The sequence below is a fragment of the Kitasatospora sp. NPDC058218 genome (assembly GCF_042882445.1).
Taxonomy (GTDB): domain Bacteria; phylum Actinomycetota; class Actinomycetes; order Streptomycetales; family Streptomycetaceae; genus Kitasatospora.
In genome coordinates this window covers 32,686-57,938 of record NZ_JBHVWC010000015.1, presented here as the reverse complement: position 1 = coordinate 57,938, position 25,253 = coordinate 32,686, and the positions used below count along the sequence as shown (strand labels likewise).

The window sequence follows — 25,253 nt, the reverse complement described above, 5'->3', positions numbered from 1 at the left end:
GACTGCGCGGTGCCGCCCCCGGGGCCCCGGGCCCCGGCCCGACCGCCCGCGGCTCGCCCGGGGCCACCCCCCGGGCCGACCGGCGGACGGCACCGGTCGCGCCGCCGTACCGAGTCGGCGGCCGGACCTCGCTACGCCTCGCCGCGCGCCATCGCGATCAGGCGGTCGAGCACCTTGCCACCGCTCACTCGAAGCCCGTCGTGCTCCCACTCATTGGTCACCCATGTCCGCAGACCGCGAACGGCCCGGGCGGTCGCCAGCGAATCGGCGGTGTCGACGTACATGTCGTCGTGGTAGACCGCCGCCACCACGGGCACCTCGTTGGCGGCCAGTCGGGCCGGGTCGTACAGGTCGGGCCAGTCGGTGCGGGCCGCGAGCAGCTCCGCCGTCTCCTTCAGCGGGCGAAGCGCCGGGTCGGTGTCGAACATCCAGGGGTAGATCATCTCTCCGGTGAACAGCACCGGAGCCCCGGACTCCAACGCCGCCCGGGCGTCGAACTCGGGGAACTCCTTGCGGACGCGCTCGGCCGACCAGGCGGTACCCGCCCGGTCCACGGACTGCTGGCCGTAGATCGGCTCGTGCAGTACGGCGTACAGCGGCCCCTCGGCGAAGGAGACCTTCGCCTGGACGCCGGCCAGGAAGGTGTCGGACAGCTCGGGCCCGTCGGGGCCCTCCACCCAGGCCTCCTCCAGGAGGTAGTGCAGGCTCCCGGAGCCGCTGCCGCCGCCGAGCATCAGGCCGAGGGCCTGGAACGCCTCGACGCTGAGCAGTCCGCCGTCGGGCAGGGTCGCGGGCGAGGCCGCCAGGTGAGCGGCGATCCCCCGGACGACCTCGACGTCCTGCGGGAACCGGGCGTAGTGCTCCTCGTTCTTGCGGACGACCCGGGGGTAGGCCGCCCGGTAGACATCGTCGGCCGAGCTGCGCAGACCCGCGAGGCCACCGGTGATGAAGGCCTCGTGCAGCCCCCCGGGCGCGATCGAGAGGTAGGTGAGGAGGCAGAAGCCGCCGAAGCTCTGTCCGAGCACGCTCCAGCGCCGGTCGTCGCCGAGCAGCCGGCGGCGGATCAGCTCGGCGTCCCGCACGATCGAGTCCGCGCGGAAGTACGCCAGGTAGTCCGCCTGTTCCGGGGCGCCGCCGCGCCGGGCGAGGGTCTGCCGGGTCGCGGGCGTGGACCGCCCGGTGCCGCGCTGGTCGAGCAGGAGCACCCGGTAGTCGTCGAGGGCGCGCTCCAGCCAGCCGTCCCGGCCGAGCGGGCGCCCCGCCTTTCCGCCCGGTCCGCCCTGGAGGAAGAGCAGCCAGGGCAGGTCGTCCTTCTCACGGCGCGCGGCCACCACCTCGCGGGCGTACACCTCGATCTGCTCGCCCTGCGGGGCGGTGTGGTCGAGAGGCAGGCGGAAGACGTGGTCGGTCGTGACAATCCCGGGCAGCCGGCTGGCGGTGGACATACAACTCCTCGGTATGTGTCTGGTTCACAGCGTCACGTCGCCGCTCACGGTGTTGCCGGTGCGGGCGCCGCAACCCCCGCACCGTATCCTGACGGCGGTCGGACACGGGTTCGACGGTTGCCGTTCACGACCGTCCGCCCGAGGAGCCGCGCGAGGCTGTAAGACGGCCGCGGCACACGCGGTTCGGCCCGGAGCACCGCCGGCCCGGAGCCGCGGCGGCCCGGCGGTGGCGGCGGCACGACTGCCCGGTCCTCCGGCGTGGCAGGCCGAAGCAACAGATCGAGCGTTACCTGCGGCCGGTCGGCGGCGTTCAACCCGGGGGCACTGTGCCCGGACGGACACCGGGCTCCCGGCGACGGGCTGCGCCGTGGCGAGCCGAGTCCCGCGCCGCGGCACGGCGGCGGCCGGGAGACCGGACGGCGGGGCGATCGGCGCACCACCCGCCCGGCCGACGGGCGGCCGACAGGTTGCGGCCGTTCCGCACCCGTCGACGGCGGGTTCGGGGCGCCGATCTGGACACGGTGTCACCGGTGCCACCGAACGAGGGCCATGACGAAGTGCCGGGCGCCACGGCGTGCCCGGAAGAGGCGGGCCCGGTACCCCAGCGGTACCGGGCGTCGCATGGCACGGCCCGGCGACGGGTACGGCCAGACACGGCAGAAACGCCGACGGGAACCCCCGTCGGCCAGGCATCATCAGCACGCGATCGAGCATGCTCGCGGCCCACCGGCCCCACCGGCCACCGGACCGCCGAGGGGAGGAGAGTCCGGTGACCGCCATGAGGCCACCACAGGCCATGCCGGCCGAGAGCGTGGTCGGTGCGCCGAGACCGGTCGGCCGTTCCGACCAGGTACCGCCGGGCGCGCCCGGCGGCCCGGCCCGGTCGACGGCGCCGCCGCGCCCGCAGCCCGCCGCCGTCCACCACGCGGTGCTCTGCGTCAACGCCCCCGCCATGGCCGCCTCCGGTCCGGACGGGCAGCTGCGCGGTCACGGCCTCCACGGCTTCTACCGGTCCGGCGTCCGGGTACTGGCCCGGATGGAGCTGCGGATCGGCGGCATGGAGCCGCTGCCGCTCCAGGGCACCCTGACCACGGCGGCGCAGGCCCGCTTCCTCGGTGCTGTCCGGATCCCCGGCGACCTCGACCCCGATCCGGCGCTCACCGTCGAGCGCCTGCGCCATGCCGACGGGGTCGAGACCGTCACCGTCCGGAACACCGGCAGCCGGCCCGCCCGGCTGCCGCTGGAGATCGCCCTCGGCACGGACCTCGGCCCGGTCGGCGAGATCGCCGCCGGACACCGGCCCCCGGACCTGCCCGGACAGGTGCAGTCCGCCGGGCTGCGCTGGGCCGGCCCCACCCACAGTGCCGTCGTCAGCGCCAAGCCGTCGCCGCACGCCGTCCTGGCCGGTGCCGGGGTGCTGCGCTGGGACCTGGAGGTGCAGCCCGGCGCCCGCTGGTCGGTCGAACTGCGCACCGAACTGGAGAGCACCGCCCCCGGCCCGCGGCCGCCGGGTGGCCGGGGCACCGGAGTGCCGCTGCCCTGGGCGGAGCCGGAGGTCCGCAGCGACGACCACCGGGTCGAGCTCCTGGTGCCCCGCGCGCTGGACGCCCTCGGCGGCCTGCTGTTCGCGGACCCGGACCGCCCGACCGACCTCTACCCGGCCTCCGGCGCGCCCTGGCGCTTCGGTCTCGCCCCGGCCGACGCGCTCTGGGCGGCCCGTCTGACGCTCCCGCTGGGCACCCGTCTGGCGGCCGGCACCCTGCGGGCGCTGGCCCGCCGTCAGCAGCTCGGGCTCGCCGCCGGTCAGGGCGGACCGGGCCAGCAGGCGCCCGGTCAGCCCGGCCGTCGCCCCGAGGGGCTGCTGCCCGGGGCGCTGCGGCACGGCGGCCCGGAGCTGCCGCCCACCTGCACGGCCACCGAGGCGACGCTGCTGTTCGTCACGGTGCTGGCCGAGGCCTGGCGCTGGGGCCTGCCCCGGCACGAGGTCGCCGAGCTGCTGCCGGCCGCCGAGCGGGCGCTCGGGGCGCTCCGGGAGGGCCTGGTCGACGGCTTCGTCACCGACCTGAGCCGTCCGGTGGAGGAGCGTGCCGCCCACCCGGTGGCGGCCCGGGCCGAGGTCCAGGCCCAGGCACACCGGGCGGCGCTGCACGGCGCCGAGCTGTTGGAGGCCTTCGGCCGCCCCGGCGCCGAGGAGTGGCGCGGCTGGGCGGCCGCGCTGCGGGGGCGCTTCCGCGAGCGGTTCTGGATCGACGACCTCTCCGGCGGGCGTCCGGCGGCGGGCCTCCTGCCAGGCGGCCAGCCGCTTCCCGCCGTCGCCTCCTCCTTCGTCCACCTCCTCGACCCGGGTCTGTGCGCCGACGGTGGCCGGCACGAGAGCCTGCTCGACCGCGAGCAGACCAGGTTGCTCGCCCAGCGCCTGGCCGCGCCCGAGCTGGACAGCGGCTGGGGACTGCGCACGCTCAGCGCCAAGTCGCCCCGGTTCAATCCGCTGGGTCACCGCAGCGGGGCGGTGCGCGTGCACGAGACCGCCCTCGCGATCGCCGGGCTGGCCGAGGCCGGTCACGAGAACGAGGCCGGCGCGCTGCTGGAGGGCCTGCTCGGCGCGGCCGCCCACTTCGAGGGCCGACTGCCCGAGATGTACGCGGGGGAGCAGCGCGCCCCCGGTTGCCCGCCCGTGCCGCACCCGGCCGCCTGCCACCCGGCAGCGGTCTCGGCGGCCGGAGCCGTGCACGCGGTGTTCGCCCTCGCCGGGGTCCGCCCCGACGTCCCGGGTGGGCGGGTGCTGGTCCGGCCGGCCAGTACGGCGCCGCTCGGCGAGCTGCAGCTGACCGGGCTGCGGGTCGCGGGCGAACCGTTCTCGGTGCGGGTGAGCCGGATCGGCGTCGCGATGGTCGAGGAGGCGTCCGCGGAGCTCCAGCTGGTCGCCCGCTGAGGTGCCCGAGCCGTGCCCCGGTCGGGCGGAGCCGCCCGCCCTGCCCGACCGGCCGTAGGGCCGCGTACGGTCGCGGCACGCTTCGTGCGCGGGCCTGTGCTTATCGTCAGAGAGACGACTATGATCGTCGCCATGTCGCGTTATGACCCGTCGGCCTTCCCCCCGTTCGCTGTCACGGTTGACCTGGTGGTGCTGACGGTGCGGGACCACGCGCTGTGCGCCCTGCTGGTCCGGCGGGGCGAGCCTCCCTTCCAGGGCTACTGGGCCCTGCCCGGCGGCTTCGTCCGCCCGGACGAGGGCCTGGCCGAGGCGGCCTCCCGGGAACTGGCCGAGGAGACCGGTCTGCGCGCCTACTCCGCTCCGGGGCACGACGCGGCGAGCTCCGGTACGGCCGGCGCGCACCTGGAACAGCTCGCGACCTACGGTCACCCGCAGCGCGACCCCCGGATGCGGGTGGTCAGCGTGGCCTACCTCGTCCTGGCACCGGACCTGCCGACTCCCCGGGCCGGTGGCGACGCCAGCGGTGCCCGCTGGGCACCGGTCGCCGAACTGCTCGGGCAGAGCCCGGTCGACGGTGTCCCGCTCGCCTTCGACCACGGGCTGATCCTGGCCGACGGCGTCGAGCGAGCCCGCTCCAAGATCGAATACTCCTCGCTGGCGACGGCCTTCTGCCCCACCGAGTTCACCGTCGGTGAACTGCGCCGGGTCTACGAGGCGGTGTGGGGCGTGGTGCTCGACCCGAGGAACTTCCACCGCAAGGTCACCGGCACCCCCGGCTTCCTGCTGCCCTCCGGCGGCACGACCACTCGCCAGGGCGGCCGTCCGGCACAGCTGTTCACCGCCGGCGGGGCCACCGTGCTCAACCCGCCGATGCTGCGCCCGGAGTCCTGAGACGCCGCGCCCGTCCGACCACCGCCCGCTCCCGCGCCGGGAGCAGCGGGCCGGGGCCCGTGCGCCGGAACTCCGGCGCCGGAACCCCCGCGCACCCGAACCCCGGCACCGGAACCCCGGCACCCGAAGTCCCGCGCCCGATCGGCACCCCCGTGGCTCCGTCGCAGGATCGGATTGTCCCCTGATCGGGTGAGGTGCGCGGGCGGTGGGCCCGTGCCGCTCCCGTAATGCCCGGAATCGCCGCTCCGGCCCCCTAATGTGCTGGCGCGGGGCCGTGCGGGCACGGTCCGCGCCGCGCAGACCAGGTCGGCCGAGGGCACGGGAGCAGCCAGCGATGATCCAGATCACCGGACTGACCAAGGTCTACCGCAGGGGCGGTCCGCCGGCGGTGCTCGATCTGACCTTCGACGCCCGGCCGGGCGCGGTGACGGTCCTGTTGGGCCCCGAGGAGGCGGGCAAGTCCACCGCGCTGCGGCTGATGCTCGAACTCGAACGGGGCCAGGGCGTCACGCTCTTCGGCGGCCGCACCTACCGCCGGCTCCGGCGCCCGGAGCGTGAGGTCGGCGTCCTGCTGCCCGGCGCCGGCGGAGCCGGGGGAGCGATCGCGGGGCACCCCGGTCGAAAGGCCGTCAGCCACCTCAGGATGCTGGCGGCGGCCGCCGGAGTCCCCGCCCGCCGGGCCGACGAACTGCTGGAGCAGACCCGGCTGGCCGCCGTGGCCGGGCAGCGGCTGCGGGCCTTCTCGCCCGGCATGCACCGGCGGCTGGCCCTCGCCACGGCACTGCTCGGGGACCCGGGCACCCTGATCCTCGACGCACCCACCGAGGGGCTGTCACCGCGCAACGTGGAGTGGTTCCACTCCTTCCTGCGCTCGTTCGGGGTCGCGGGCGGCACGGTCCTGGTGACCACCCGTACGCCGCAGGAGGCCGCCCTGTTCGCGGACCGTGTGATCACGCTCGACCAGGGCCGCCTGGTGGCCGATCAACCGGTGGCGGAGTTCTGCCGTACCCGGCTCAGTCCGGAGGTCGCCGTGCGCGGACCGCAGATGGCCCGGCTGGCCGACCTGTTGTCGGGCCAGGGCGCGGCGGTGCGCCGCGACGGCGGGGCCGGCCTGGCGGTGTCGGGGATCGGCCGCACCGAGATCGGTGAACTCGCCTACCGCCACGGCATCCTGCTGCACGAGCTCGCCGACCGGGTGGTCGAGCAGCCCGCGCCTCGCGCCACCCTGCCCACGGCCTCGGGGCGTTCGGGGCGGCTCCACGTCACGTCGACGCCGGGTGAGCCCCGCCCGGCCGGGTCCATGTCCGCTCGGGTGACCGAGCCCCGCCCGGCCGAGGCCCGTTCCGTGAAGCCGCAGCCGCAGCCGCAGCCGCAGCCGCAGCCGCAGCCGGAGAGGGTGGCGGGCTCGGAGCCGGCGACGGGTGCACCGGAGGCCGAGCCGACGGCGGAGCCCCGGGAGCCCCGGCCGGCCGGGGCGGCACCGGGAACGGGCGCTCTGCCGGTCCTCGCGCTGCCTTCCTCGTCAGCCGTGGCCGCGGCTGCCGGCACCGTCGCCGTCGCGGCCGCGACGGCGCTGTCGGCGGTCACGGCCCGCGCCGCCCGGCCCGCGCCCCAGCAGGACCAGCAGCCCCGGCCGGATCGGCACCCCACCCGGCCCCGCCGGCCCGAACCGGGGGCCACCGGGACCACCGGCAGCATCGGGACCACCGGCACCGGCGAGGACCTCGAGTCCGCGGACACCTCTCCGAGCGTCGCCGTGGACCGCCTGTTCCGGGACGGCCTGCGCGGACTCGTCCGGTCCGGCGGCAGCCCGGCCCCCGAGCCCCGCACCCGGCACGAGGAGGCGGCCGCCGGTGACCTGCTGACCACCGACACCGTTCGCCTCGGCCGCCTGGACCCGGCGGCCACCCCCGCCACCCCCGCCACCCCCGCTGTCCCCGACCACCGGAGCGAGTGAACCGTGCGTGTACTGGCCTACGAGCTGCGCCGGCTGCGCGGCCTCCGCTCCACCTGGCTGCTCCTCGCCGCCGTGCTGCTCTGCGACGCCGTGGTGGCCGCGGTGCTGGCCGCCCAGACTCCCGCCGGCCCGCTGGCCGGGTCGGCGGGAGTGCGGCTGCTGACGGCGACCGTGCCGCTGATCCCGCTGCCGTTCGCGGCGCTCGGCGCCGGCGTGCTGGGCGCGCTCTCCTACGGCCACGAGGTGCGGCACCCGGGGCTGGCCGCCTCGCAGGTGTCGTACCTGCGCCGGGTGCGGCTGCTGCTCGCCAAGCTGGTGGTGATCGGCCCGGTGGCCGCGCTGTTGGCGCTGGCCACCCTGCTGGTCGACACGGTGGCCGTGCACTTCGCGCTGCCGGGCGGCGTGGAGGTGGCCGCCTGGTCGGACCCGGCCGCCCTGTCGGGTCAGGTGTCCGAGGCGCTGTCCTCGGCCGGTCTCACCGGGCTCGCCGACCTGCCGGGGGCGTTCTCCCCGGCGGCGCTCGTGGTCGGTCACGGTGCGCCGGCCGCCCTGTTGGCCTTCGTCCTGCTGGTGGTCGTGGCGGGCTGGACCGGGGTGCTGACGGCCTCGCTGACCCGCAGCGCCGCCGCCGGGGTGCTGCTGCTCTGCGCGCTGCCGCCGCTGTTGGAGTCCGGAGTGGCACTGCTGTTGCGGCAGACGGGTACGGCCTGGCCGGCCCGCGCGACGGAGTTGCTGCCGTTCCAGTCCGGCGTCGAGTGGGCGTACGGATGGGTGTATGGCGGGGACCGCCGGGTTGCGGAGAGCGGTTCGGTGCTGACCGACCCGGCGCTGCTGGCGGCGGTGACGGCGCCCGCGTTCGTGCTGCTGCTCGCCTCCCTGCTGGTCCAGGCCCGGCGCCGGGCACTCTGAGGCCACGGACGGGTGTCCGGAGGCGCCCTGGCGCCACTCCTGCGGGGCTCCCGTCGGAGGTCGTCGAAAGACTCGCCGAAGGCCGGGAGGGGCACCGGAAGGCCCTTGCGCGGCCGGGGCCTTCACTGACGGTCCGCCAAGATCGACCAGCAGTGGCCGTAATGTGCGGTTCTTCCTGATAAGAAGTCAATTATCCAGTCACGGTCGATCACCCTTTCGTGTGCTTTTCACGAGAATTCTCAAGCTGCGCCCGCCGATCGCCGACAAAGGACCTGTGAGTACCCTTGCGCACCCCACCATGACCCCCGCCCGTTCCGCCGAAGGTGCCATCCCCGGCGCCGGCGATCTGGACCGCTTCTCGTACGCCGACCGGCCGACCCCGCCGGCGCCCCGCTGGGAGGGCGCCGAGTCGGATCTGGCCCGGGTCGGCCGCAAGACCACCAGCAGTCGCGGCCGAGGCCTGCACGGCCAGCTCGTGCAGCAGCTCGGTCAGATGATCGTCTCGGGCGACCTCGGCGCCGACCGCCCGCTCGTCCCCGAGGAGATCGGCCAGCGTTTCGAGGTCTCCCGCACCGTCGTCCGCGAGTCGCTGCGGGTGCTGGAGGCCAAGGGCCTGGTCAGCGCCCGGCCGAACGTCGGCACCCGGGTCCGCCCGGTCGGCGACTGGAACCTGCTCGACCCGGACATCATCGAGTGGCGCGCCTTCGGCCCGCAGCGCGACGAGCAGCGCCGGGAGCTGTTCGAGCTCCGCTGGGCGATCGAGCCGCTGGCCGCCCGCCTCGCCGCCGGCCACGGCCGCGAGGACGTCCAGCAGCGGCTGGTCGAGCTGATCGAGATCATGGGCCACGCCTCCGCCCAGGCCGACCTCTCCACGTTCTCGCGGGCCGACGCCGAGCTGCACGCCCTGGTCCTGCAGATGGCGGGGAACCGGATGCTGGAGCACCTCTCCGGGATCGTCTCCTGCGCGCTGCAGGTGTCCGGCGGCCCGGCCACCGCCTGCGAGCGGCCCTCGGAGGCCTCGGTCAGCCTGCACGCCCGGCTGGTGGACGCCCTCGGCACGGGTGACGGCACCGCCGGCGAGGCCGCCGTGCGGGCGCTGCTCACCGTCCACCCCGAGATCGAGCCGTCCGTTCCCGCCCCTCGGGAGCACTGAGTCGCCCACCCGGCGACCGAGCGACCCCGCGAACCACCCGGCCCTCCGGCTGCACCGCACGGCGCAGCCGGAGGGCTTCTTCGCGCCCGCCGGGCCCCGCCGGGCCGCCGCCCCGCCCGCGGGCAGCCGCGAGCCCCGGCCGCTCCCGGCCACCCGGCCGCCTCGACCTCCGCAGCCGCGCCGCCGACCCGTCGTGATCTTCCGGATCGTCACGCCCCGCGGAAGCCGCGGGCCCGCAATGTCCTGCCCATGCCAAGAGCTTTCCCGCGAGTGAGGGATGATGGAAGCCGGCCCCGGGCCGCGGACGCCGAGTGGTGTGACCCGCGACACGAAGGCCATGCGTAACACTTGACGAGTAGCAGCGATGTGTCCTGAGCGGAAGCAGCTCCGGAATACCCCAACATGTCAGAATGCTGTGTTGGTCTGCGGCGCTGCTGCCGTCCTGCAAACCCAGTCCTCAAGCCCGAGTCGGTCGGAATCGACACCGCGCGTCCGATGCGCGATTTCCTTCCCCGCCCGCTCGGGCGGCCGGTACGGGTTCGAGTCCACTCATCGTCCGAGAGGTTGTTCGTGTCGGCCAGCACATCCCGTTCACTTCCCCCCGAGATCGCCGAGTCCGCGGCTCTGCTGGCGCTCATCGAGCGGGGCAAGGCCCAGGGGCAGATCGCCGGTGACGACGTGCGCCAGGCGTTCGAGGCGGACCAGATCCCGGTCACCAAGTGGAAGAACGTCATGCGCAGCCTCAACCAGGTTCTGATTGAGGAGGGGGTGGACCTTATGGTCAGCGCGGCCGAGCCGGCCGGTGCCAAGCGCAAGAGCGTCGCTGCCAAGAGCCCCACCAAGCGCACTGCCACCAAGGCGGTCACCACCCGGAACCCGGCCGCTCCGGCGGCCCCGACCAAGCCCCCCGTGCGCATCGCGCCCGGTGCCACCATCTCCGCTCCGGCGGTCGCGGCTGCCGCCGCCCCGCTCGGCACGGTGTCCGCCGAGATCACCACCGAGGGGACGGGCACGCTCTCCGCCGAGGCGAAGGCGCCTGCGGCGAAGAAGGCCGTCCCGGCGAAGAAGGCGGCCGCCAAGAAGACCGCCGCGCCGGCCAAGAAGACCGCCGCCAAGAAGACCGCCGGTACCAAGACGGGCAAGGGCGACGAGGAGCTCGGCGGCGAGGAAGAGCTGCTCGAGGACGCCGCGCTGCCCGGCGACAAGGCGGGCGAGGAGGCGGAGCCCGAGGAGGAGTCGCAGGGGTTCGTCCTCTCCGACGACGACGAGGACGACGCTCCGGCCCAGCAGGTCGCCGTCGCCGGCGCCACCGCCGACCCGGTCAAGGACTACCTGAAGCAGATCGGCAAGGTCCCGCTGCTCAACGCCGAGCAGGAGGTCGAGCTCGCCAAGCGCATCGAGGCCGGTCTGTTCGCCGAGGACAAGCTCTCGGCCGCCGACAAGCTGGCTCCGAAGCTCAAGCGCGAGCTGGAGATCATCGCCGAGGACGGCCGCCGCGCCAAGAACCACCTGCTGGAGGCCAACCTCCGCCTGGTCGTCTCGCTGGCCAAGCGCTACACCGGCCGCGGCATGCTCTTCCTGGACCTGATCCAGGAGGGCAACCTCGGTCTGATCCGTGCGGTCGAGAAGTTCGACTACACCAAGGGCTACAAGTTCTCCACGTACGCCACGTGGTGGATCCGCCAGGCGATCACCCGCGCGATGGCCGACCAGGCCCGCACCATCCGTATCCCGGTGCACATGGTCGAGGTCATCAACAAGCTGGCCCGCGTCCAGCGCCAGATGCTCCAGGACCTGGGCCGCGAGCCCACTCCGGAGGAGCTGGCCAAGGAACTCGACATGACCCCGGAGAAGGTCATCGAGGTCCAGAAGTACGGCCGCGAGCCCATCTCGCTGCACACCCCGCTGGGTGAGGACGGCGACAGCGAGTTCGGTGACCTGATCGAGGACTCCGAGGCGGTCGTGCCGGCCGACGCGGTGTCCTTCACCCTGCTCCAGGAGCAGCTGCACTCGGTGCTGGACACCCTGTCCGAGCGTGAGGCGGGCGTCGTCTCGATGCGCTTCGGCCTGACGGACGGTCAGCCGAAGACGCTGGACGAGATCGGCAAGGTGTACGGGGTCACCCGTGAGCGCATCCGCCAGATCGAGTCCAAGACCATGTCGAAGCTGCGCCACCCGTCGCGCTCCCAGGTGCTGCGCGACTACCTGGACTGATCCGCGACCAGCGGGGCCTGCGCCGGACCGAACGGTCCGGTCGGGTCCGGCGATCCGCATCGTGAGAAGGCCCGGAGCCCTGTGCTCCGGGCCTTCTCGCGCGTCCGGTCGCTCGCTCGGCGGCCGGGTGCGTCAGCGTCCGGGTGGCGGTTGTCCCTCGTCCGGGTGGCGGTGCGGCGGGATCCGGTCGCAGGCCGTAGTCGATCACCTACGCTGTGCCGGTTGCCTGCTGCCGAGCCAACTGGAGACACGGTGCTGCCCAACCCGGATCGCGCGGACCTGCCGACCGTCGCCTCGCCACCCGGACGAGCGGCGACCGCCACCTCGCCGGTGCGCCTCCGCCGCCGGGTCGCCGTCCTGGGCCTGCTCGCGGCGCTGCCCGTGACGCTGGTCGCGTTCGGCCCGGCGGCCGCACCGGCGCAGGCCCAACGGCGGATCGTCGGCGGCGCCGCCGCGAGCACCGCCGACCATCCGTGGATGGTGGCGGTCGCCAGTCGCCAGCAGTTCGGCAACGGCCGCTCGGGGCAGTTCTGCGGCGGCGCGCTCGTCACCCCGACCAAGGTCGTGACGGCCGCACACTGCTTCTACGACGAGTCCAAGGGCCAGCGGGTGGAGCGGCCGGGGCTGAAGGTCGTGGTCGGGAGGGACGATCTGCGCGGCTCGGCCGGCCGTGAGGTGCCCGTCCAGACGGTCTGGATCCACCCCGACTACGCCTTCGCCGCCAACATGAACGACGTGGCGGTGCTCACCCTCTCCGAGTCGCAGGGCGTCCGGCCCGTGATCGACCTGGTCGGCCAGGGGGAGACGGAGTCGTACCGCGCGGGCAACCGGGCGCAGGTCTACGGCTGGGGGGACACCTCCGGCACGGCCAACTACTCGCCCACGCTCCGTGGCGTCGATGTGGCGATCATCCCGGACCAGACCTGTGCGCAGGCCTACCCCGGTGGCTCGGACGGGCGCTTCGACGCCCGGGGCATGGTCTGTGCCGGTGAGGAGAAGGGCGGGAAGGACGCCTGCCAGGGCGACAGCGGCGGCCCGCTGGTCGTCGGCGGCCGGCTCGCCGGACTGGTGTCCTGGGGCACGGGCTGCGCGGAGGCGGCCCACCCGGGCGTCTACACCCGCATCGGCACGGTCTCCGACGCGGTACGCTCCGCCCTGTAGTCGAGCGGTCACGTTCTGACGCGGTGTCGTCCGATCCGGCGGCGGTGCGTCGGGTCGGACCGGGCGGTGGACGTGTGGCGCGGTCCGACCGACGGCGGCAGTCGCGGCCGAAGAAACAGCAGAGCCGGGCGACCGGCCCCCGAAGGGGACCTGCCGCCCGGCTCACCGGTCGCGCGTGGTGCGCGCCCGGACACAGCTCGTGGCCTGCTGCTGCTGTGGCGCCCGGTATCAGCGCTCTTCGTCGGCGGCCGTGGCGTTGGTGGTGTTGCTGAGCCGGCCGCTCTCGTCCTGTATCTCCACGGCGATCTTCTTGAGCTCGGGCTCGAACTTCCGGCCGTGGTGGGCGCAGAAGAGCAGCTCTCCGCCGCTGGCGAGTACGACGCGCAGGTAAGCCTGGGCGCCGCAGCGGTCGCAGCGGTCAGCCGCGGTGAGCGGGCTCGCAGGGGTCAGAACAGTAGTCACGTCGCCTCTTCTCTAGCTCGACGAGCTGTCGTACCAGGGTCAACATCCAACCAGGCCGAAAACGTTCCCGCTCGTGGCTTTTCTTCTTTGAGGATTCTGCTGTGTTGATGAGGACGTGCCCCGGGGGCCGGTGGTTCATGCGTACCGAGTCCCAGGATCCGCCTGTCCCTCGAACGCCCGATCGGGACGGGGTGCGAGGTCCGCGTAGCATAATCCTCTGCTGGGTTGGAGCATAAGCCCCGTCCTGGGCCCCGGTAGCCTGCATAACGGCAGTTCCGGAGCCTGCGCCCGGTCCCACGATCCGCCAGGACCGCTGGTACCGGGAGGAGATGGCGCTCCCGTGCGCGGAATCCGGCGCGGTGCTTGTTCGCGCAGCGCGTACAAGCTGCGCGGGACCGGCCCGCCGTGCTGCGCACCCAGCGGAGCGGCGTGCGCACGCGGTGGAACGGCTGTCGGTGCGGTGTGCTGCACTGGCGGACGTTCCGGCTCGTGCCCGGATGTGACCGATGAGACAGAACTTCACCGAGGAGAGTGCCGCGTGAGTGCCGAGACAACCGTGCCGTCCGCACTGCTGGCCGGGGACGACGGCTCCAACTACACCGCTCGGCACCTGCTCGTCCTGGAGGGTCTGGAGGCGGTCCGCAAGCGCCCCGGCATGTACATCGGCTCCACCGACAGCCGGGGCCTGATGCACTGCCTCTGGGAGATCATCGACAACTCCGTCGACGAGGCCCTCGGCGGCCACTGCGACCGCATCGACGTCGTCCTGCACGACGACTCCTCGGTGGAGGTGCGCGACAACGGCCGCGGCATCCCGGTGGACGTCGAGCCCAAGACCGGGCTCTCCGGTGTCGAGGTCGTGATGACCAAGCTGCACGCCGGCGGCAAGTTCGGCGGCGGCTCCTACGCGGCCTCCGGCGGCCTGCACGGCGTCGGCGCGTCCGTCGTCAACGCCCTCTCGGCCCGACTGGACGTGGAGGTCGACCGCAGCGGCCACACCCATGCGATCAGCTTCCGCCGGGGCACCCCCGGCATCTTCACCGAGGGCGGCCCGGACGCCCCCTTCGAGCCGGCCAACGGCCTCAGCAAGGTTCGCAAGGCGCCGAAGACCCGCACCGGCACCCGGATCCGCTACTGGGCCGACCGGCAGATCTTCCTCAAGGACGCCAAGCTCTCCCTGGAGCACCTGCACAACCGGGCCCGGCAGACCGCCTTCCTCGTCCCCGGCCTGACCATCGTCGTCCGTGACGAGCGGCTGACCGAGAGCGACCAGGTCGAGGAGTCGACCTTCCGCTTCGACGGCGGCATCGCCGAGTTCTGCGAGTTCCTCGCGCCTGACAAGCCGGTCTGCGACGTCCTGCGGCTGCACGGCGAGGGCACCTTCAAGGAGACCGTCCCCGTCCTGGACGAGGTGGGCCACATGACGCCCACCGAGGTCACCCGCACCCTCGGGGTGGACATCGCGCTGCGCTGGGGCGCCGGCTACGACACCACCCTGCGCTCCTTCGTCAACATCATCGCCACCCCCAAGGGCGGCACCCACGTCACCGGCTTCGAGCGCTCGCTCGCCAAGACCGTCAACGAGGCGCTGCGCACCGCCAAGGTGCTGCGCGTCGCCGAGGACGACATCACCAAGGACGACGCCACGGAGGGCCTCACCGCCGTGGTCACCGTCCGGCTCGCGGAGCCGCAGTTCGAGGGCCAGACCAAGGAGGTGCTGGGTACCTCGGCCGCCAACCGGATCGTCGCCGCGGTGGTCGCCAAGGAGCTCAAGGCCTTCCTGACCTCCGCCAAGAAGGACGAGAAGGTCCAGGCCAGGGCCGTCCTGGACAAGGTCGTCGCGGCCGCCCGCACCCGGGTCGCCGCCCGCCAGCACAAGGAGGCCCAGCGCCGGAAGACGGCGCTGGAGACCAGCTCGCTGCCGGCCAAGCTGGCCGACTGCCGCAGCGACGACGTCGAGCGCAGCGAACTCTTCATCGTCGAGGGGGACTCCGCCCTCGGTACCGCCAAGCTGGCCCGCAACTCCGAGTTCCAGGCGCTGCTGCCGATCCGCGGCAAGATCCTCAACGTGCAGAAGGCGTCCGTGAGCGACATGCTCAAGAACACCGAGTGCGCCGCGATCATCCAGGTGATAGGGGCCGGTTCGGGCCGCACCTTCGACATCGACCAGGCCCGCTACGGCCGGGTCATCTTCATGGCCGACGCCGACGTCGACGGCTCGCACATCCGCTGCCTGCTGCTGACGCTCTTTCAGCGGTACATGCGGCCCATGGTCGAGCAGGGCCGGGTCTTCGCGGCCGTGCCGCCGCTGCACCGGATCGAGCTCACGAGCCCCAAGCGCGGCCAGGACAAGTACCACTACACCTACTCCGACGCCGAGCTGCGCTCCACCCTGCTGGAGTTCCAGCGCAAGGGCATGCGCTGGAAGGACCCGGTCCAGCGCTACAAGGGTCTCGGCGAGATGGACGCCGACCAGCTGGCCGAGACCACCATGGACCCGCGCCACCGCACGCTGCGCCGGATCAACCTGGGCGACCTGGAGCAGGCCGAGAAGATCTTCGACCTGCTGATGGGCAACGACGTCGCCCCCCGCAAGGAGTTCATCGTCGACTCGGCGGCCACCCTGGACCGCTCCCGCATCGACGCCTGAGCACACCGCTCCGCCGCCGGGCCCTCCACCCTCGGGTGGAGGGCCCGCGCCGTGCCGGTCCACCCCCGGTCCACCCCGGCGCCGATCATCGGGCGGCGCCGGATCCGTAGCGTCGGAGAGGTCAGCAGAACCCCCTGTCGGGACGGAGAGTCCGATGACCGGCCTCGTCAACATCCTTGTGATCATCGTGGTGGTCGCCCTGGTGGTGCGCCGCCAACTGCGCCCGCAGCGACTCGACACCGAGCGCCGGTTCTGGGTGCTGCCGCTGGTCCTCGCCGTGCTCGCGCTGCGTGATCCGGGCCTGGTCGACGGGGCCCACCGGGCGCTCTCGATCGGGCTGACCGCCACCTCGCTGCTGGTGGTGCTGGCGATGGGCTGCGTCTGGGGCTGGACCGTCCGGATCTGGCGCGGCGCGGACGGCGCGCTCTGGACCCGGGCCACCAGGGCGACCGCGGCGGCCTGGGCCGGCATGATCGCCGTCCGGATCGGCCTGTACGGCCTCGGTGCGGCGCTGCACGTCCACCAGAGCGGCAGCGGGTTCATGCTCGGCCTCGCCGCGCTGCTGGTGGTCCGGACCGTCGTGGTGAACTGGAGGGCGCGGAGCCTGGAGAGCCCGTACCGCGCCGGCGTGGCCGGCTGAGCGGCCGGCCCGCACATGAGCACGCCGAGGAGGGGGACACCCGTGTCCGGATGGAGCTGGACCAGCTGGCCGTCCCGCGAGGGCCTGGAGCGGGACGCGGAGAGCCCGGCCCGGCGGGCCCTGACGCTGATCGGCCGGACGGTGCTGCTCGTCACCGTGGTCTGGGGGACGTACTCGCGCGGCGGGTACGCCGGCTGGGGCTCGGTGGCGGCGGCCGCCGGGCTGGCCGCGGCGGTCCTGCTGGCGGCGGCCTTCCTGCGGGTCAGCCGGGCGCAGCTGCTGCGGCCCGCCCTCCTCCTCGCCGCCGCCCTGATCTGCGGAGCCTGGCTCGCCGAGTGGGGGCGGGCGTACGTGCTGGCGGACTTCGTCTGGGGCGGGCTGGCGGTGACCGCGCTGGTCCGGCTGCCGGCCGGCCCCGCCCTGGCCACGGCGGTGGCCGCCTTCGGCTGCTACACGGCCGCCAGCTGGGAGAGCCGGCTGGCGATCGCGGCCACGGTCGGCGGGCTCGCCCTGCTCGGTTACCTGCTGCGACTGGACACCGAGGCGCGTGGCACCGCCCGGCGGCTGCTGGCCCAGGAGCGGGCCGCGCGGGCCGCCGAGGCGGAGAGCGCGGCGCTCGCCGAACGGGCCAGGATCGCCCGGGAGATCCACGACGTCCTGGCGCACAGCCTGTCCGCGCAGCTCGTCCACCTGGAGGCGGCCCGGCTGATGCTGGACGCGGGCACCGACCGGGAGCAGGTCCGCGAACGGGTGGTGGCCGCCCGGCGGATGGCGCTGGACGGCCTGACCGAGACCCGGCAGGCGCTCTCCGCCCTGCGCGGGGAGTTCACCCCGGTCGGCGAGTTCCTGGTGGAGTTGACCGGGCGTGACCGGGTGGCGCTCTCCGTCACCGGGACGCCGCGTCCGCTCCCCGCCGAGGCGGGGCTCGCGGTACGGCGCACAGCGCAGGAGGCGCTGACCAATGTGCGCAAACACGCCCCCGGCGCACGCTGCACGCTCGAACTGCGCTACCTGCCCGACACGGTGGAGCTGGAGGTGCGCAACACCCGCTCGGGGCGCGGTGAGTCGGCCGGTGGTCTGGCGGCCAGCGGCAGCGGGTACGGTCTGTTGGGGATGCGCGAACGCGCGGAACTGCTCGACGGCACCCTGCTGGCGGGCCCGGACGAGGGAGGGTGGCGCGTGCTGCTGCGGGTGCCGGCGTGAACGGGGCGAGTCCGACCAGGGTGCTGGTGGCGGACGACCAGACGGTGGTGCGCGAGGGCATCGTGATGCTGCTCGGCCTGCTGCCCGGCATCGAGGTGGTCGGCGCCGCCGCCGACGGCGAGGAGGCCGTCGCGCTGGTCGAGCGGCACCGCCCGGACGTCGTCCTGATGGACCTGCGGATGCCGCGCTGCGACGGCGTCGAGGCCACCCGCCGGATCCGGGCGGCGCACCCGGAGACCGAGGTTGTCGTGCTGACCACCTACGCCGACGACGACTCGCTCTTCCCCGCGCTGCAGGCCGGGGCGCGCGGCTACCTCACCAAGGACGCGGGCGGCGAGGAGATCGCCCGGGCCGTCGCGGACGTCCGCTCGGGGGCGGCCGGGCTCTCACCGCAGGTGCAACTGCGCCTGCTGGAGCGGCTGGCGGACGGTGCGGCGCAGGCCACCGAGCCGGGCGCGGCCCCCGGCGGCACGGGCCGGCCCGGCGCGACCGGGCCCGGAGCGGGTCGGCCGGGGGAGCTGCCGGACGGACTGACCGCCCGCGAGGCCGAGGTGCTGGCCCTGATCGCGGAGGGCCTCTCCAACACCGAGATCGCCCGGCGGCTGTTCGTCAGCCCGGCCACCGTGAAGACGCACATCAACAATCTGTTCGCCAAAACCGCGGTCCGGGACCGGGCCCAGGCGGTCGCCTACGCCTTCCGCCACGGAATCACCGGTACGCAGCAGTAGTCGGATGAGCGTCTGTCGGATGATCGATCACCTCATCGAGTGAACGTATCTGCAATGGGAGTTGGCGGGCTCCGCGGGCCTCCATCATGGGTTCGGTCAGAGCCCCGCCGGTCCAGGAGCAGCAGTGCCACAGCAGCAGACGAGCAGACCCGGACAGGGGCAGCGATTCGACTGGTGGGCCGCTCCCGCCGCGGCCCCCCAACCCGGTCGGCCCGCGCCCCCGACGCCGCCGCCGGCCCGGACTGAGGCCGAGGCGCCCGCCCGGCCGCTCCCGCCGGTGCCCGCGCCGCCGGCGCCCGTCCAGCCGGTGCCCGTGCGGTCGGTGCCCGCGCCGTCGGTGGAGGCCCCGCCGGCCGTCGACACCAGCAGCGAGGTCTACCGCGCCGTCCAGGGCAGCGAGGCGTTCCAGGAGATCAAGCGCAGCTACCGGGCCTTCGTCCTCCCCGTCAGCGGGGCGTTCCTCGGCTGGTACCTGCTGTACGTCGCCGCCCAGGCCGCCGCTCCCGGGGTGATGCGCAGCCCGGTCGCGGGCCCGGTCAACGTGGCCTGGGTGCTGGGCCTGCTGCAGTTCGTCTCGACCTTCGTGCTCACCTGGCTCTACGCCCGCAACGCCCGGACCAAGCGGGACCGGGCCGCGCTGGGGCTCCGCTGGGACACCCAGGACCAGCTGCGATGAGGACCGCGACCCCGCCCCCCGTCGCCCCGGCCGGCGACCACCACGACCTGGCCATCGTGCTCTTCGCCGTCATCGTCCTGGTCACCCTGGGCATCACCCTCTGGGTGGGCCGCCGGGGCAGCGCCGCCGAGGACTTCTACGCCGGCGGCCGTGACTTCACCCCGCTGCAGAACGGCTTCGCGCTCTCCGGCGACTACCTCTCCGCCGCCTCCTTCCTCGGCGTCGCCGGGCTGATCGCGCTGTACGGCTACGACGGCGTGCTCTACAGCATCGGCTTCCTGGTCGCCTGGCTGGTGGTGCTGATGCTGGTCGCCGAGTTGGTCCGCAACGCCGGCCGGTACACCCTCGCCGACGTGCTGGCGCTGCGGCTGCGGCGGCGCAAGGTCCGGGCGGCGGCCGGCGGTGCCAGCGTCGTCGTCACCCTGCTCTACCTGGTCGCCCAGATGGTCGGCGCGGGCAGCCTGGTCGCCCTGCTGCTGGGCACCAGCAGCGGCCAGGCCCGGACCTGGACCATCGTGGCGGTGGGCGGTCTGATGATCGTCTACGTCACGGTCGGCGGAATGCGGGCCACCACCTGGATCCAGATCGTCAAGGCCTTCCTGCTGATCGCGGGCTCGGTGCTGCTCACCGTGCTGCTGATGGTCCGCTTCCACGGGGACGTCGCGGAGCTGATGCGGCAGGCCGCCCAGCACAGCGGCGCCGGGCAGCGGTACCTGGAGCCGGGGCTCAAGTACGGGGCCAGCTTCACCAGCCGGCTGGACTTCTTCAGCCTCGGCCTCGCGCTGGTGCTGGGCACGGCGGGCCTGCCGCACATCCTCTCCCGCTTCTACACCGTGCCCACCGCGCGGGCCGCCCGGCGCTCCACGATGTGGGCGATCGGGCTGGTCGGCGGCTTCTACCTGATGGCCATCGCGCTCGGCCTGGGCGCCACCGCGCTGGTCGGCTCGGCCGAGGTCCGGCACGCCAACGCGGCCGGAAACACCGCCGTCCCGCTGCTGGCCCTCGTCCTCGGCGGCGGCAACGGCAGCACGGGCGGGGTGGTGCTGTTCGCACTGATCTCGGCGATCGCCTTCGCCACCATCCTCGCCGTGGTCGCCGGGCTGACGCTCGCCTCGTCGGCCGCCTTCGCCCACGACATCTGGGCGGGTGCCTGGCGGGGCCGCCCGCGCCGCCGGCGGGGCGGTGTCCCGGCCTCCCGGCGGGCCCGCCGGGAGGCCTCCGAGCGCGAGGAGGTCGGCGTCGCCCGGATCGCGGCGGTGGGGATCGGGGCGGTCGCGATCGCGCTCAGCCTCTTCGCGCAGCAGCTGAACGTCGCCTTCCTGGTCGGTCTGGCCTTCGCCGTCGCGGCCTCGGCCAATCTGCCGGTGCTGCTCTACACGCTGTTCTGGCGGCGGTTCACGGCGCGCGGCGCGGTCTGGTCGGTGTACGGCGGGCTGATTCCGGCGATCGTGCTGGTGACCTTCTCGCCGGTGGTCTCCGGCAGCAAGGTGGCGCTCTTCCCGGGGGTGGACTTCCACTGGTTCCCGCTGGAGAACCCGGGCATCATCTCCATCCCGCTGGGCTTCCTGGCCGGCTGGATCGGCACCCTCACCTCGCCCGAGCAGACCGACCCGGACCGCTACGCCGAGCTGGAGGTCCGCTCCCTCACCGGCGCCGGCGCGGCCTGAGCCGCGGCCCCGCGCCACAGCCGGAACCCCGACGGGCCTGGGACCCGCCGGGGTTCCGCCATGACCGCCCGGACCCGGCCTCCGGAGGTTCCGGCGCCGGCCCGCCGCGCCGGTCGGGGGCTGCCGTCAGGCCCGTACGGCCAGGACGTAGCGGTGTTCGGGCCGACCGGTGTCGCCGTACCGCAGGGTGAGCCGCAGCCGGCTGTCCCGCTCCAGCTGCTTGAGGTAGCGCTGCGCGGTGGAGCGGCTCAGCCCGGTGGCGTCCGCCACCTCCTGGGCTGAGAGCGGCCGTCCGGCGCGGCGCAGCACCCCGAGCACCAGGTCGGTGGTGGGCGCCGAGTGGCCCTTGGGCAGGGCGAGGGCCGGGGCCGCCGTGCTGCGCAGGGTGGCGAAGAGCCGGTCCACCTCGTCCTGGCCGGCCTCGCGGGCGGCCGGTCCGGCCAGCGCGTGCCGCAGCTGCGCGTACGCGACCAGCTTCTCCCGCAGCCCGGCGAAGGTGAACGGCTTGACCAGGTACTGCAGGGCGCCGTGCTGCATCGCGGCGTGCACCGTGGAGACGTCCCGGGCGGCCGTCACCATCATCACGTCGCAGGCCACCTGCCGTTCGCGCAGGCGCCGCACCAGGGCGAGTCCGGTCTCGTCCGGCAGGTGCTGGTCGAGCAGCAGGAGGTCCACCGGGCGGCGCTCCAGCGCGGCCAGCGCCTCGCCGGCCGAGTGCGCGGTGCCGGTGACCCGGAAGCCGGGCACCTTGGCCACGTACGCGGCGTGCACGTCGGCGACCCGGAAGTCGTCGTCCACCACGAGTACGTCGATCATCAGGCCTCCACGAGTGGTGCGGCGGGCAGTGCGGCGGCGGGTGGAGCCGGGGCGGGCAGCTCGGGCGTGGCCGGGGCGTCCCCGTGCAGCGCCTCGGGCAGCTCGACGGTGAACCGGGCACCGCCGAGCGGCCCGGTGTCCAGCACGATCCGGCCGCCGGTCCGTTCGACCAGCCGCCGCACCATCGCCAGCCCCAGCCCGCGCGGCCGGTGCGCGGGCGCCTCCTTGCTGGTCCACCCCTCCTCGAAGACCTGCTCGCGCAGGCCTGTCGGCACGCCCGGGCCGCTGTCCGCGACCTCGACCAGCAGGGTCGAGCCGGCCGCCGCCAGGGTCACCGCCACCTGGCCGCCGCCCGGGGCGACCGCGTCGACGGCGTTGTCGATCAGGTTGCCGAGCACGGTGACCAGCGTCCTGGCGTCCACCACCGCGTCCGGCAGGTGCGCCGCCGGGGCGACCGCCAGCCGGACCCCGCGCTCGCCCGCCACCGCCGCCTTGCCGGCCAGGAGCGCCGCGACGTGCGGGTCCTGCACCTGCTCGGCGATCCGGGCGGCGACCGCCGCGTGCGAACCCGACTGCTCGGAGATGAACGCCACCGCCTGCTCGTGCCGGCCGAGCTCCAGCAGCCCGAGGAGGGTGTGCAGCCGGTTGGCGTGCTCGTGGTCCTGGGCCCGCAGGGCCTCGGTGAGGCTACGGGTGGTGTCGAGCTCGCGGACCAGGGACTCCAGCTCGGTGCGGTCGCGCAGGGTCACCACCGCGCCGCCCTCGGCCGTCGCCATCCGGTTCACCACCAGCACCCGGTCGTCCCGGACGGCCGGCAGGTCGGTGCCGGTGATCCGCCCGGTCAGCACGTCGGCCAGCCGGCCCGGTGGCAGCACCTCGTCGATCGGCCGGCCGGCGCACTCCTCGGGCAGGCCCAGCAGGCGCACCGCCTCGTCGTTGGCCAGCCGGATCCGGCCGCGCTCGTCCAGGGCCACCATGCCCTCGCGGATTCCGTGCAGCATCGCCTCCCGCTCCACCAGCAGCGCCGAGATGTCGGCCAGCGCGATGTTGTGGGTGCGGCGCTTCAGCCGGCGGGCCAGCGCCAGCGTGGCGACGGTGCCCGCGGCCAGGCCGGCGCCCGCACAGAGCAGGATGCCGGTGAGCATCTTCAACAGCCGCCGCCGGATCGAGTCGTCGCTGATGCCCACCGAGACCTCGCCGACGATCCGCCCGTCGGCGACCCGCAGCGGTACCTTGCCGCGCGCGGTGCGGCCCAGGGTGCCCTCCTGGATGGCGGTGACGCTGCGCCCGCTGAGGGCCGGTTCGGGGTCGGTGGAGACCCGCTGGCCGATCCGGCCCGGATCGGTGTGCGAGAGCCGGATGCCGTCCAGGTCGGTGACCACGACGAAGCTGGCGCCGGTGGCCGTGCGGATCTGCTCGGCGTTGCGCTGCGCGGTGGCGGCGTCGCGGGCGTCGGCGGCCCGGGCGATCACCTCGTCGCTGGCGGTGGCCTGGGCGATCGACAGCGCGCGCTGCATCGCGTCGTGGTCCAGCTCGGAGCTGACCGGGGCCAGGAACAGGCCGGCGGTGACGACCGTGACGCCGACGGTCACCACGGTCTGGCTCAGCAGCAGCTGGGCGAAGACCCGGCGGGGCCAGTGGGGGTGCTTCATCCGGGCCTCCTCTCGGGGGGCGGCCGCCCGGCCGGGGCCGACGGGGTGGGTCGACGGGGCGGGTCGACGGGGGCCGACGGCCGGAGCCGACGGGCACGGGCGGGGGTCGGCCGGGCGGCGAAGACGTCGGGGCGGGTCGGGGCGGGATCAGGGCGGGGGCGAGGTGGATCGGGTCGGCTCGGACGGAATCGGGCGGGGTGACGGGGCAGCGGTCGGCGCACCCTATGTTTCCGAGGTGTTTCTGTCAGCCGTGCCCCCGTTGTTGTAGCCGAAGCAAAACGAGCAGAACAGCCCTCAACGCGGAGAACCCGCAGTTCGCCGAGAAGCCTCCCGCCGCCAGCCCCGCCGCTCCTAGCCTCCCGGGGCAAGCACAGACGAAACCCGGGAGGTCTCATGAGCACAACCCCGGCGACCGGGCCGGCGCCGGCCCCGGCGATCGAGTTGACCGGCGCCACCAAGCGCTTCCGCACCCCGTCCGGGGCCCTGCACACCGCCGTCCGCGACCTCGACCTGACCGTCGCCGAGGGCGAGTTCGTCGCCGTCGTCGGGCCCACGGGCTGCGGCAAGTCCACCACGCTGACCCTGGTCAGCGGCCTGGAGGAGCCCACCGAGGGCGAGGTCCGGGTGTACGGCGAGCCGGTCGACGGAATCGACCCGCAGGTCGGCTTCGTGTTCCAGCAGGACGCCGTCTTCCCCTGGCGCACCGTGCTGTCCAATGTCACGGCCGGCCCGCGCTTTCGCGGTGTCCCGGCCGCCGAGGCCCGGGAGCGGGCCCGCGACTGGCTGGCCCGGGTGGGCCTCGGCGCGTTCGAGGACCGCTACCCGCACCAGCTGTCCGGCGGCATGCGCAAGCGCGTCGCGCTCGCCCAGACCTTCGTCAACGACCCCAGGATCCTGCTGATGGACGAGCCGTTCTCGGCGCTGGACGTGCAGACCCGTGCCCTGATGTCCGACCAGCTGCTGGAGTTGTGGGCCGGTACGGGCTCGTCCGTGGTCTTCGTGACCCACGACCTGGACGAGGCGATCGCGCTGGCCGACCGGGTCGTGGTGATGACGGCCGGCCCGGCCACCGTCAAGGAGATCTTCACCGTCGACCTGCCCCGCCCGCGCACCGTGGAGGCCGTCCGGCTGGAGCCGAGGTTCGTCGAGTTGTACCGCGAGATCTGGGCTTCGCTCGGCGAAGAGGTGCGCATCACCCGTGAGAGAGGAGCGGGTCGTGCCGCTTGAGACCGTGCCGGCCGTCGCCGGAAAGCCCGAAGCGGCCACCGAGACCAGGACGCAGGCCCGTGAACGGGCTGCCCGCAAGCGGAAGTTGGGCATCTTCGGGGCCCGGGTCGCGGTGCTCCTGGCCTTCCTCGGGCTCTGGGAGCTGTGTGCCCGGACGGACGTCATCGACCCGTTCAACTTCTCCCAGCCGTCGAGGATCTGGGCACAGATCTGGCAGTGGATCACCCACGGCACGGCCCAGGGCTCGCTCGGCGAGCAGATCGGCTACACCCTCTACGAGGCCCTCACCGGCTGGGTGATCGGCGTCACCGGCGGGGTGCTGCTGGGCATCGCACTGGGCCGGATCCGCTTCCTGGCCGATGTGTTCGGGCCCTACATCAAGGTGCTGAACGCCATCCCGCGCATCGTGCTGGCCCCGATCTTCCTGATCTGGTTCGGCCTCGGCCCGGCCTCCAAGGTGGCCTCGGCGGTGGTGCTGGTGTTCTTCCCGGTCTTCTTCAACGCCTTCCAGGGCGCCCGCGAGGTCGACCGCAACCTGGTCGCCAACGCCCGCATCCTGGGCGCCGACAACCGCAGGGTCACCCTGCAGGTGGTCATCCCCGCCGCCACCACCTGGATCTTCACCAGCCTCCACGTCAGCTTCGGCTTCGCACTGATCGGCGCCATCGTCGGTGAGTACATCGGCGCCACCAAGGGCCTCGGCCTGCTGGTCGCCGCCGCCCAGGGCACCTTCAACGCGGCCGGCGTGTACGCCGCGATGACCATCCTCGCCGTCGTCGCGCTGTTCACCGAGGGCCTGCTGACTTTCGCCGAGAAGAAGCTGTTCCGCTGGAAGCCCGCCGAATCCGGCGACGGCCGCTGACCCCCACC

19 protein-coding genes are annotated in these 25,253 nt (G+C 74.1%); 15 read left to right on the top strand and 4 right to left on the bottom strand.

The features are described from left to right. Nucleotides 1-131 precede the first annotated feature (131 nt). Nucleotides 132-1,445, bottom strand: coding sequence for an alpha/beta fold hydrolase (locus ACFVYI_RS11915; RefSeq protein WP_387883777.1), 1,314 nt, complete (start codon nucleotides 1,443-1,445; stop codon nucleotides 132-134). 778 nt (nucleotides 1,446-2,223) lie between these two features. On the opposite strand from ACFVYI_RS11915, the gene ACFVYI_RS11910 reads away from it, so the two are divergent. The 7 genes from ACFVYI_RS11910 (at nucleotide 2,224) to ACFVYI_RS11880 (ending at nucleotide 12,662) form a co-directional block, all read left to right on the top strand. After that, nucleotides 2,224-4,377, top strand: a complete 2,154-nt coding sequence (locus ACFVYI_RS11910) for a glycogen debranching N-terminal domain-containing protein (RefSeq protein ID WP_387883935.1) — start codon at nucleotides 2,224-2,226, stop codon at nucleotides 4,375-4,377. Nucleotides 4,378-4,509: 132 nt separating this feature from the next. After that, a complete protein-coding gene (locus ACFVYI_RS11905; RefSeq protein WP_387883775.1) occupies nucleotides 4,510-5,268 on the top strand; it encodes an NUDIX domain-containing protein in 759 nt (252 codons plus the stop codon). A 334-nt stretch (nucleotides 5,269-5,602) separates the two neighbouring features. After that, on the top strand, nucleotides 5,603-7,225 hold the full coding sequence (locus ACFVYI_RS11900) for an ATP-binding cassette domain-containing protein (protein WP_387883772.1): 1,623 nt from the start codon (nucleotides 5,603-5,605) through the stop codon (nucleotides 7,223-7,225). Nucleotides 7,226-7,228: 3 nt separating this feature from the next. Then, on the top strand, nucleotides 7,229-8,134 hold the full coding sequence (locus tag ACFVYI_RS11895) for a hypothetical protein (protein WP_387883770.1): 906 nt from the start codon (nucleotides 7,229-7,231) through the stop codon (nucleotides 8,132-8,134). Nucleotides 8,135-8,408: 274 nt separating this feature from the next. After that, complete coding sequence (locus tag ACFVYI_RS11890) at nucleotides 8,409-9,287, top strand: FadR/GntR family transcriptional regulator (RefSeq protein WP_387883768.1); 879 nt, start codon at nucleotides 8,409-8,411, stop codon at nucleotides 9,285-9,287. Between the two features lie 564 nt (nucleotides 9,288-9,851). Beyond that, nucleotides 9,852-11,501: an RNA polymerase sigma factor gene (locus ACFVYI_RS11885; RefSeq protein ID WP_387883766.1), complete on the top strand. Its 1,650-nt coding sequence runs from the start codon at nucleotides 9,852-9,854 to the stop codon at nucleotides 11,499-11,501. 330 nt (nucleotides 11,502-11,831) lie between these two features. Continuing rightward, nucleotides 11,832-12,662 (top strand): S1 family peptidase, encoded by an 831-nt coding sequence (locus tag ACFVYI_RS11880; protein ID WP_387883933.1) that lies wholly within the window; start codon nucleotides 11,832-11,834, stop codon nucleotides 12,660-12,662. Nucleotides 12,663-12,890: 228 nt separating this feature from the next. Here ACFVYI_RS11880 and ACFVYI_RS11875 read toward each other — a convergent pair whose 3' ends face one another. Next, entirely contained in the window at nucleotides 12,891-13,124 is a 234-nt protein-coding gene (locus ACFVYI_RS11875; RefSeq protein WP_387883763.1) for a hypothetical protein, read from the bottom strand. 538 nt (nucleotides 13,125-13,662) lie between these two features. Here ACFVYI_RS11875 and ACFVYI_RS11870 point away from each other — a divergent pair. The 6 genes from ACFVYI_RS11870 to ACFVYI_RS11845 all read left to right on the top strand — a co-directional run bounded on the left by ACFVYI_RS11870 (nucleotide 13,663) and on the right by ACFVYI_RS11845 (nucleotide 20,688). Beyond that, nucleotides 13,663-15,774: a type IIA DNA topoisomerase subunit B gene (locus ACFVYI_RS11870; RefSeq protein ID WP_387883762.1), complete on the top strand. Its 2,112-nt coding sequence runs from the start codon at nucleotides 13,663-13,665 to the stop codon at nucleotides 15,772-15,774. Nucleotides 15,775-15,928: 154 nt separating this feature from the next. Continuing rightward, entirely contained in the window at nucleotides 15,929-16,414 is a 486-nt protein-coding gene (locus ACFVYI_RS11865; RefSeq protein WP_387883760.1) for a DUF1453 domain-containing protein, read from the top strand. Nucleotides 16,415-16,456: 42 nt separating this feature from the next. Continuing rightward, nucleotides 16,457-17,617, top strand: coding sequence for a sensor histidine kinase (locus ACFVYI_RS11860; RefSeq protein WP_387883758.1), 1,161 nt, complete (start codon nucleotides 16,457-16,459; stop codon nucleotides 17,615-17,617). Further along, nucleotides 17,614-18,345: a response regulator gene (locus tag ACFVYI_RS11855; protein ID WP_387883757.1), complete on the top strand. Its 732-nt coding sequence runs from the start codon at nucleotides 17,614-17,616 to the stop codon at nucleotides 18,343-18,345. The genes ACFVYI_RS11860 and ACFVYI_RS11855 overlap by 4 nt, the downstream gene beginning before the upstream one ends. Before the next feature lie 277 nt (nucleotides 18,346-18,622). After that, nucleotides 18,623-19,021, top strand: a complete 399-nt coding sequence (locus ACFVYI_RS11850; protein WP_387883754.1) for a DUF485 domain-containing protein — start codon at nucleotides 18,623-18,625, stop codon at nucleotides 19,019-19,021. Further along, nucleotides 19,018-20,688 (top strand): cation acetate symporter, encoded by a 1,671-nt coding sequence (locus ACFVYI_RS11845; RefSeq protein WP_387883752.1) that lies wholly within the window; start codon nucleotides 19,018-19,020, stop codon nucleotides 20,686-20,688. The genes ACFVYI_RS11850 and ACFVYI_RS11845 overlap by 4 nt, the downstream gene beginning before the upstream one ends. Before the next feature lie 126 nt (nucleotides 20,689-20,814). Here ACFVYI_RS11845 and ACFVYI_RS11840 read toward each other — a convergent pair whose 3' ends face one another. Beyond that, nucleotides 20,815-21,504, bottom strand: a complete 690-nt coding sequence (locus ACFVYI_RS11840) for a response regulator (RefSeq protein ID WP_360630137.1) — start codon at nucleotides 21,502-21,504, stop codon at nucleotides 20,815-20,817. Beyond that, a complete protein-coding gene (locus ACFVYI_RS11835; protein ID WP_387883749.1) occupies nucleotides 21,504-23,156 on the bottom strand; it encodes an ATP-binding protein in 1,653 nt (550 codons plus the stop codon). The genes ACFVYI_RS11840 and ACFVYI_RS11835 overlap by 1 nt, the downstream gene beginning before the upstream one ends. A 393-nt stretch (nucleotides 23,157-23,549) precedes the next feature. Between ACFVYI_RS11835 and ACFVYI_RS11830 the strand changes: the two genes are divergently transcribed. Then, complete coding sequence (locus ACFVYI_RS11830; RefSeq protein ID WP_387883746.1) at nucleotides 23,550-24,383, top strand: ABC transporter ATP-binding protein; 834 nt, start codon at nucleotides 23,550-23,552, stop codon at nucleotides 24,381-24,383. A 4-nt stretch (nucleotides 24,384-24,387) separates the two neighbouring features. Continuing rightward, nucleotides 24,388-25,245 (top strand): ABC transporter permease, encoded by an 858-nt coding sequence (locus tag ACFVYI_RS11825; protein WP_387883930.1) that lies wholly within the window; start codon nucleotides 24,388-24,390, stop codon nucleotides 25,243-25,245. The last annotated feature ends 8 nt before the right edge of the window (nucleotides 25,246-25,253 follow it).

Coding starts and splice junctions, on each gene's coding strand:
- ACFVYI_RS11900 (WP_387883772.1), top strand. CDS start 5,603: ATGATCCAGATCACCGGACTGACCAAGGTCTACCGCAGGGGCGGTCCG.
- ACFVYI_RS11865 (WP_387883760.1), top strand. CDS start 15,929: ATGACCGGCCTCGTCAACATCCTTGTGATCATCGTGGTGGTCGCCCTG.
- ACFVYI_RS11910 (WP_387883935.1), top strand. CDS start 2,224: ATGAGGCCACCACAGGCCATGCCGGCCGAGAGCGTGGTCGGTGCGCCG.
- ACFVYI_RS11905 (WP_387883775.1), top strand. CDS start 4,510: ATGTCGCGTTATGACCCGTCGGCCTTCCCCCCGTTCGCTGTCACGGTT.
- ACFVYI_RS11845 (WP_387883752.1), top strand. CDS start 19,018: ATGAGGACCGCGACCCCGCCCCCCGTCGCCCCGGCCGGCGACCACCAC.
- ACFVYI_RS11830 (WP_387883746.1), top strand. CDS start 23,550: ATGAGCACAACCCCGGCGACCGGGCCGGCGCCGGCCCCGGCGATCGAG.
- ACFVYI_RS11835 (WP_387883749.1), bottom strand. CDS start 23,156: ATGAAGCACCCCCACTGGCCCCGCCGGGTCTTCGCCCAGCTGCTGCTG.
- ACFVYI_RS11915 (WP_387883777.1), bottom strand. CDS start 1,445: ATGTCCACCGCCAGCCGGCTGCCCGGGATTGTCACGACCGACCACGTC.
- ACFVYI_RS11840 (WP_360630137.1), bottom strand. CDS start 21,504: ATGATCGACGTACTCGTGGTGGACGACGACTTCCGGGTCGCCGACGTG.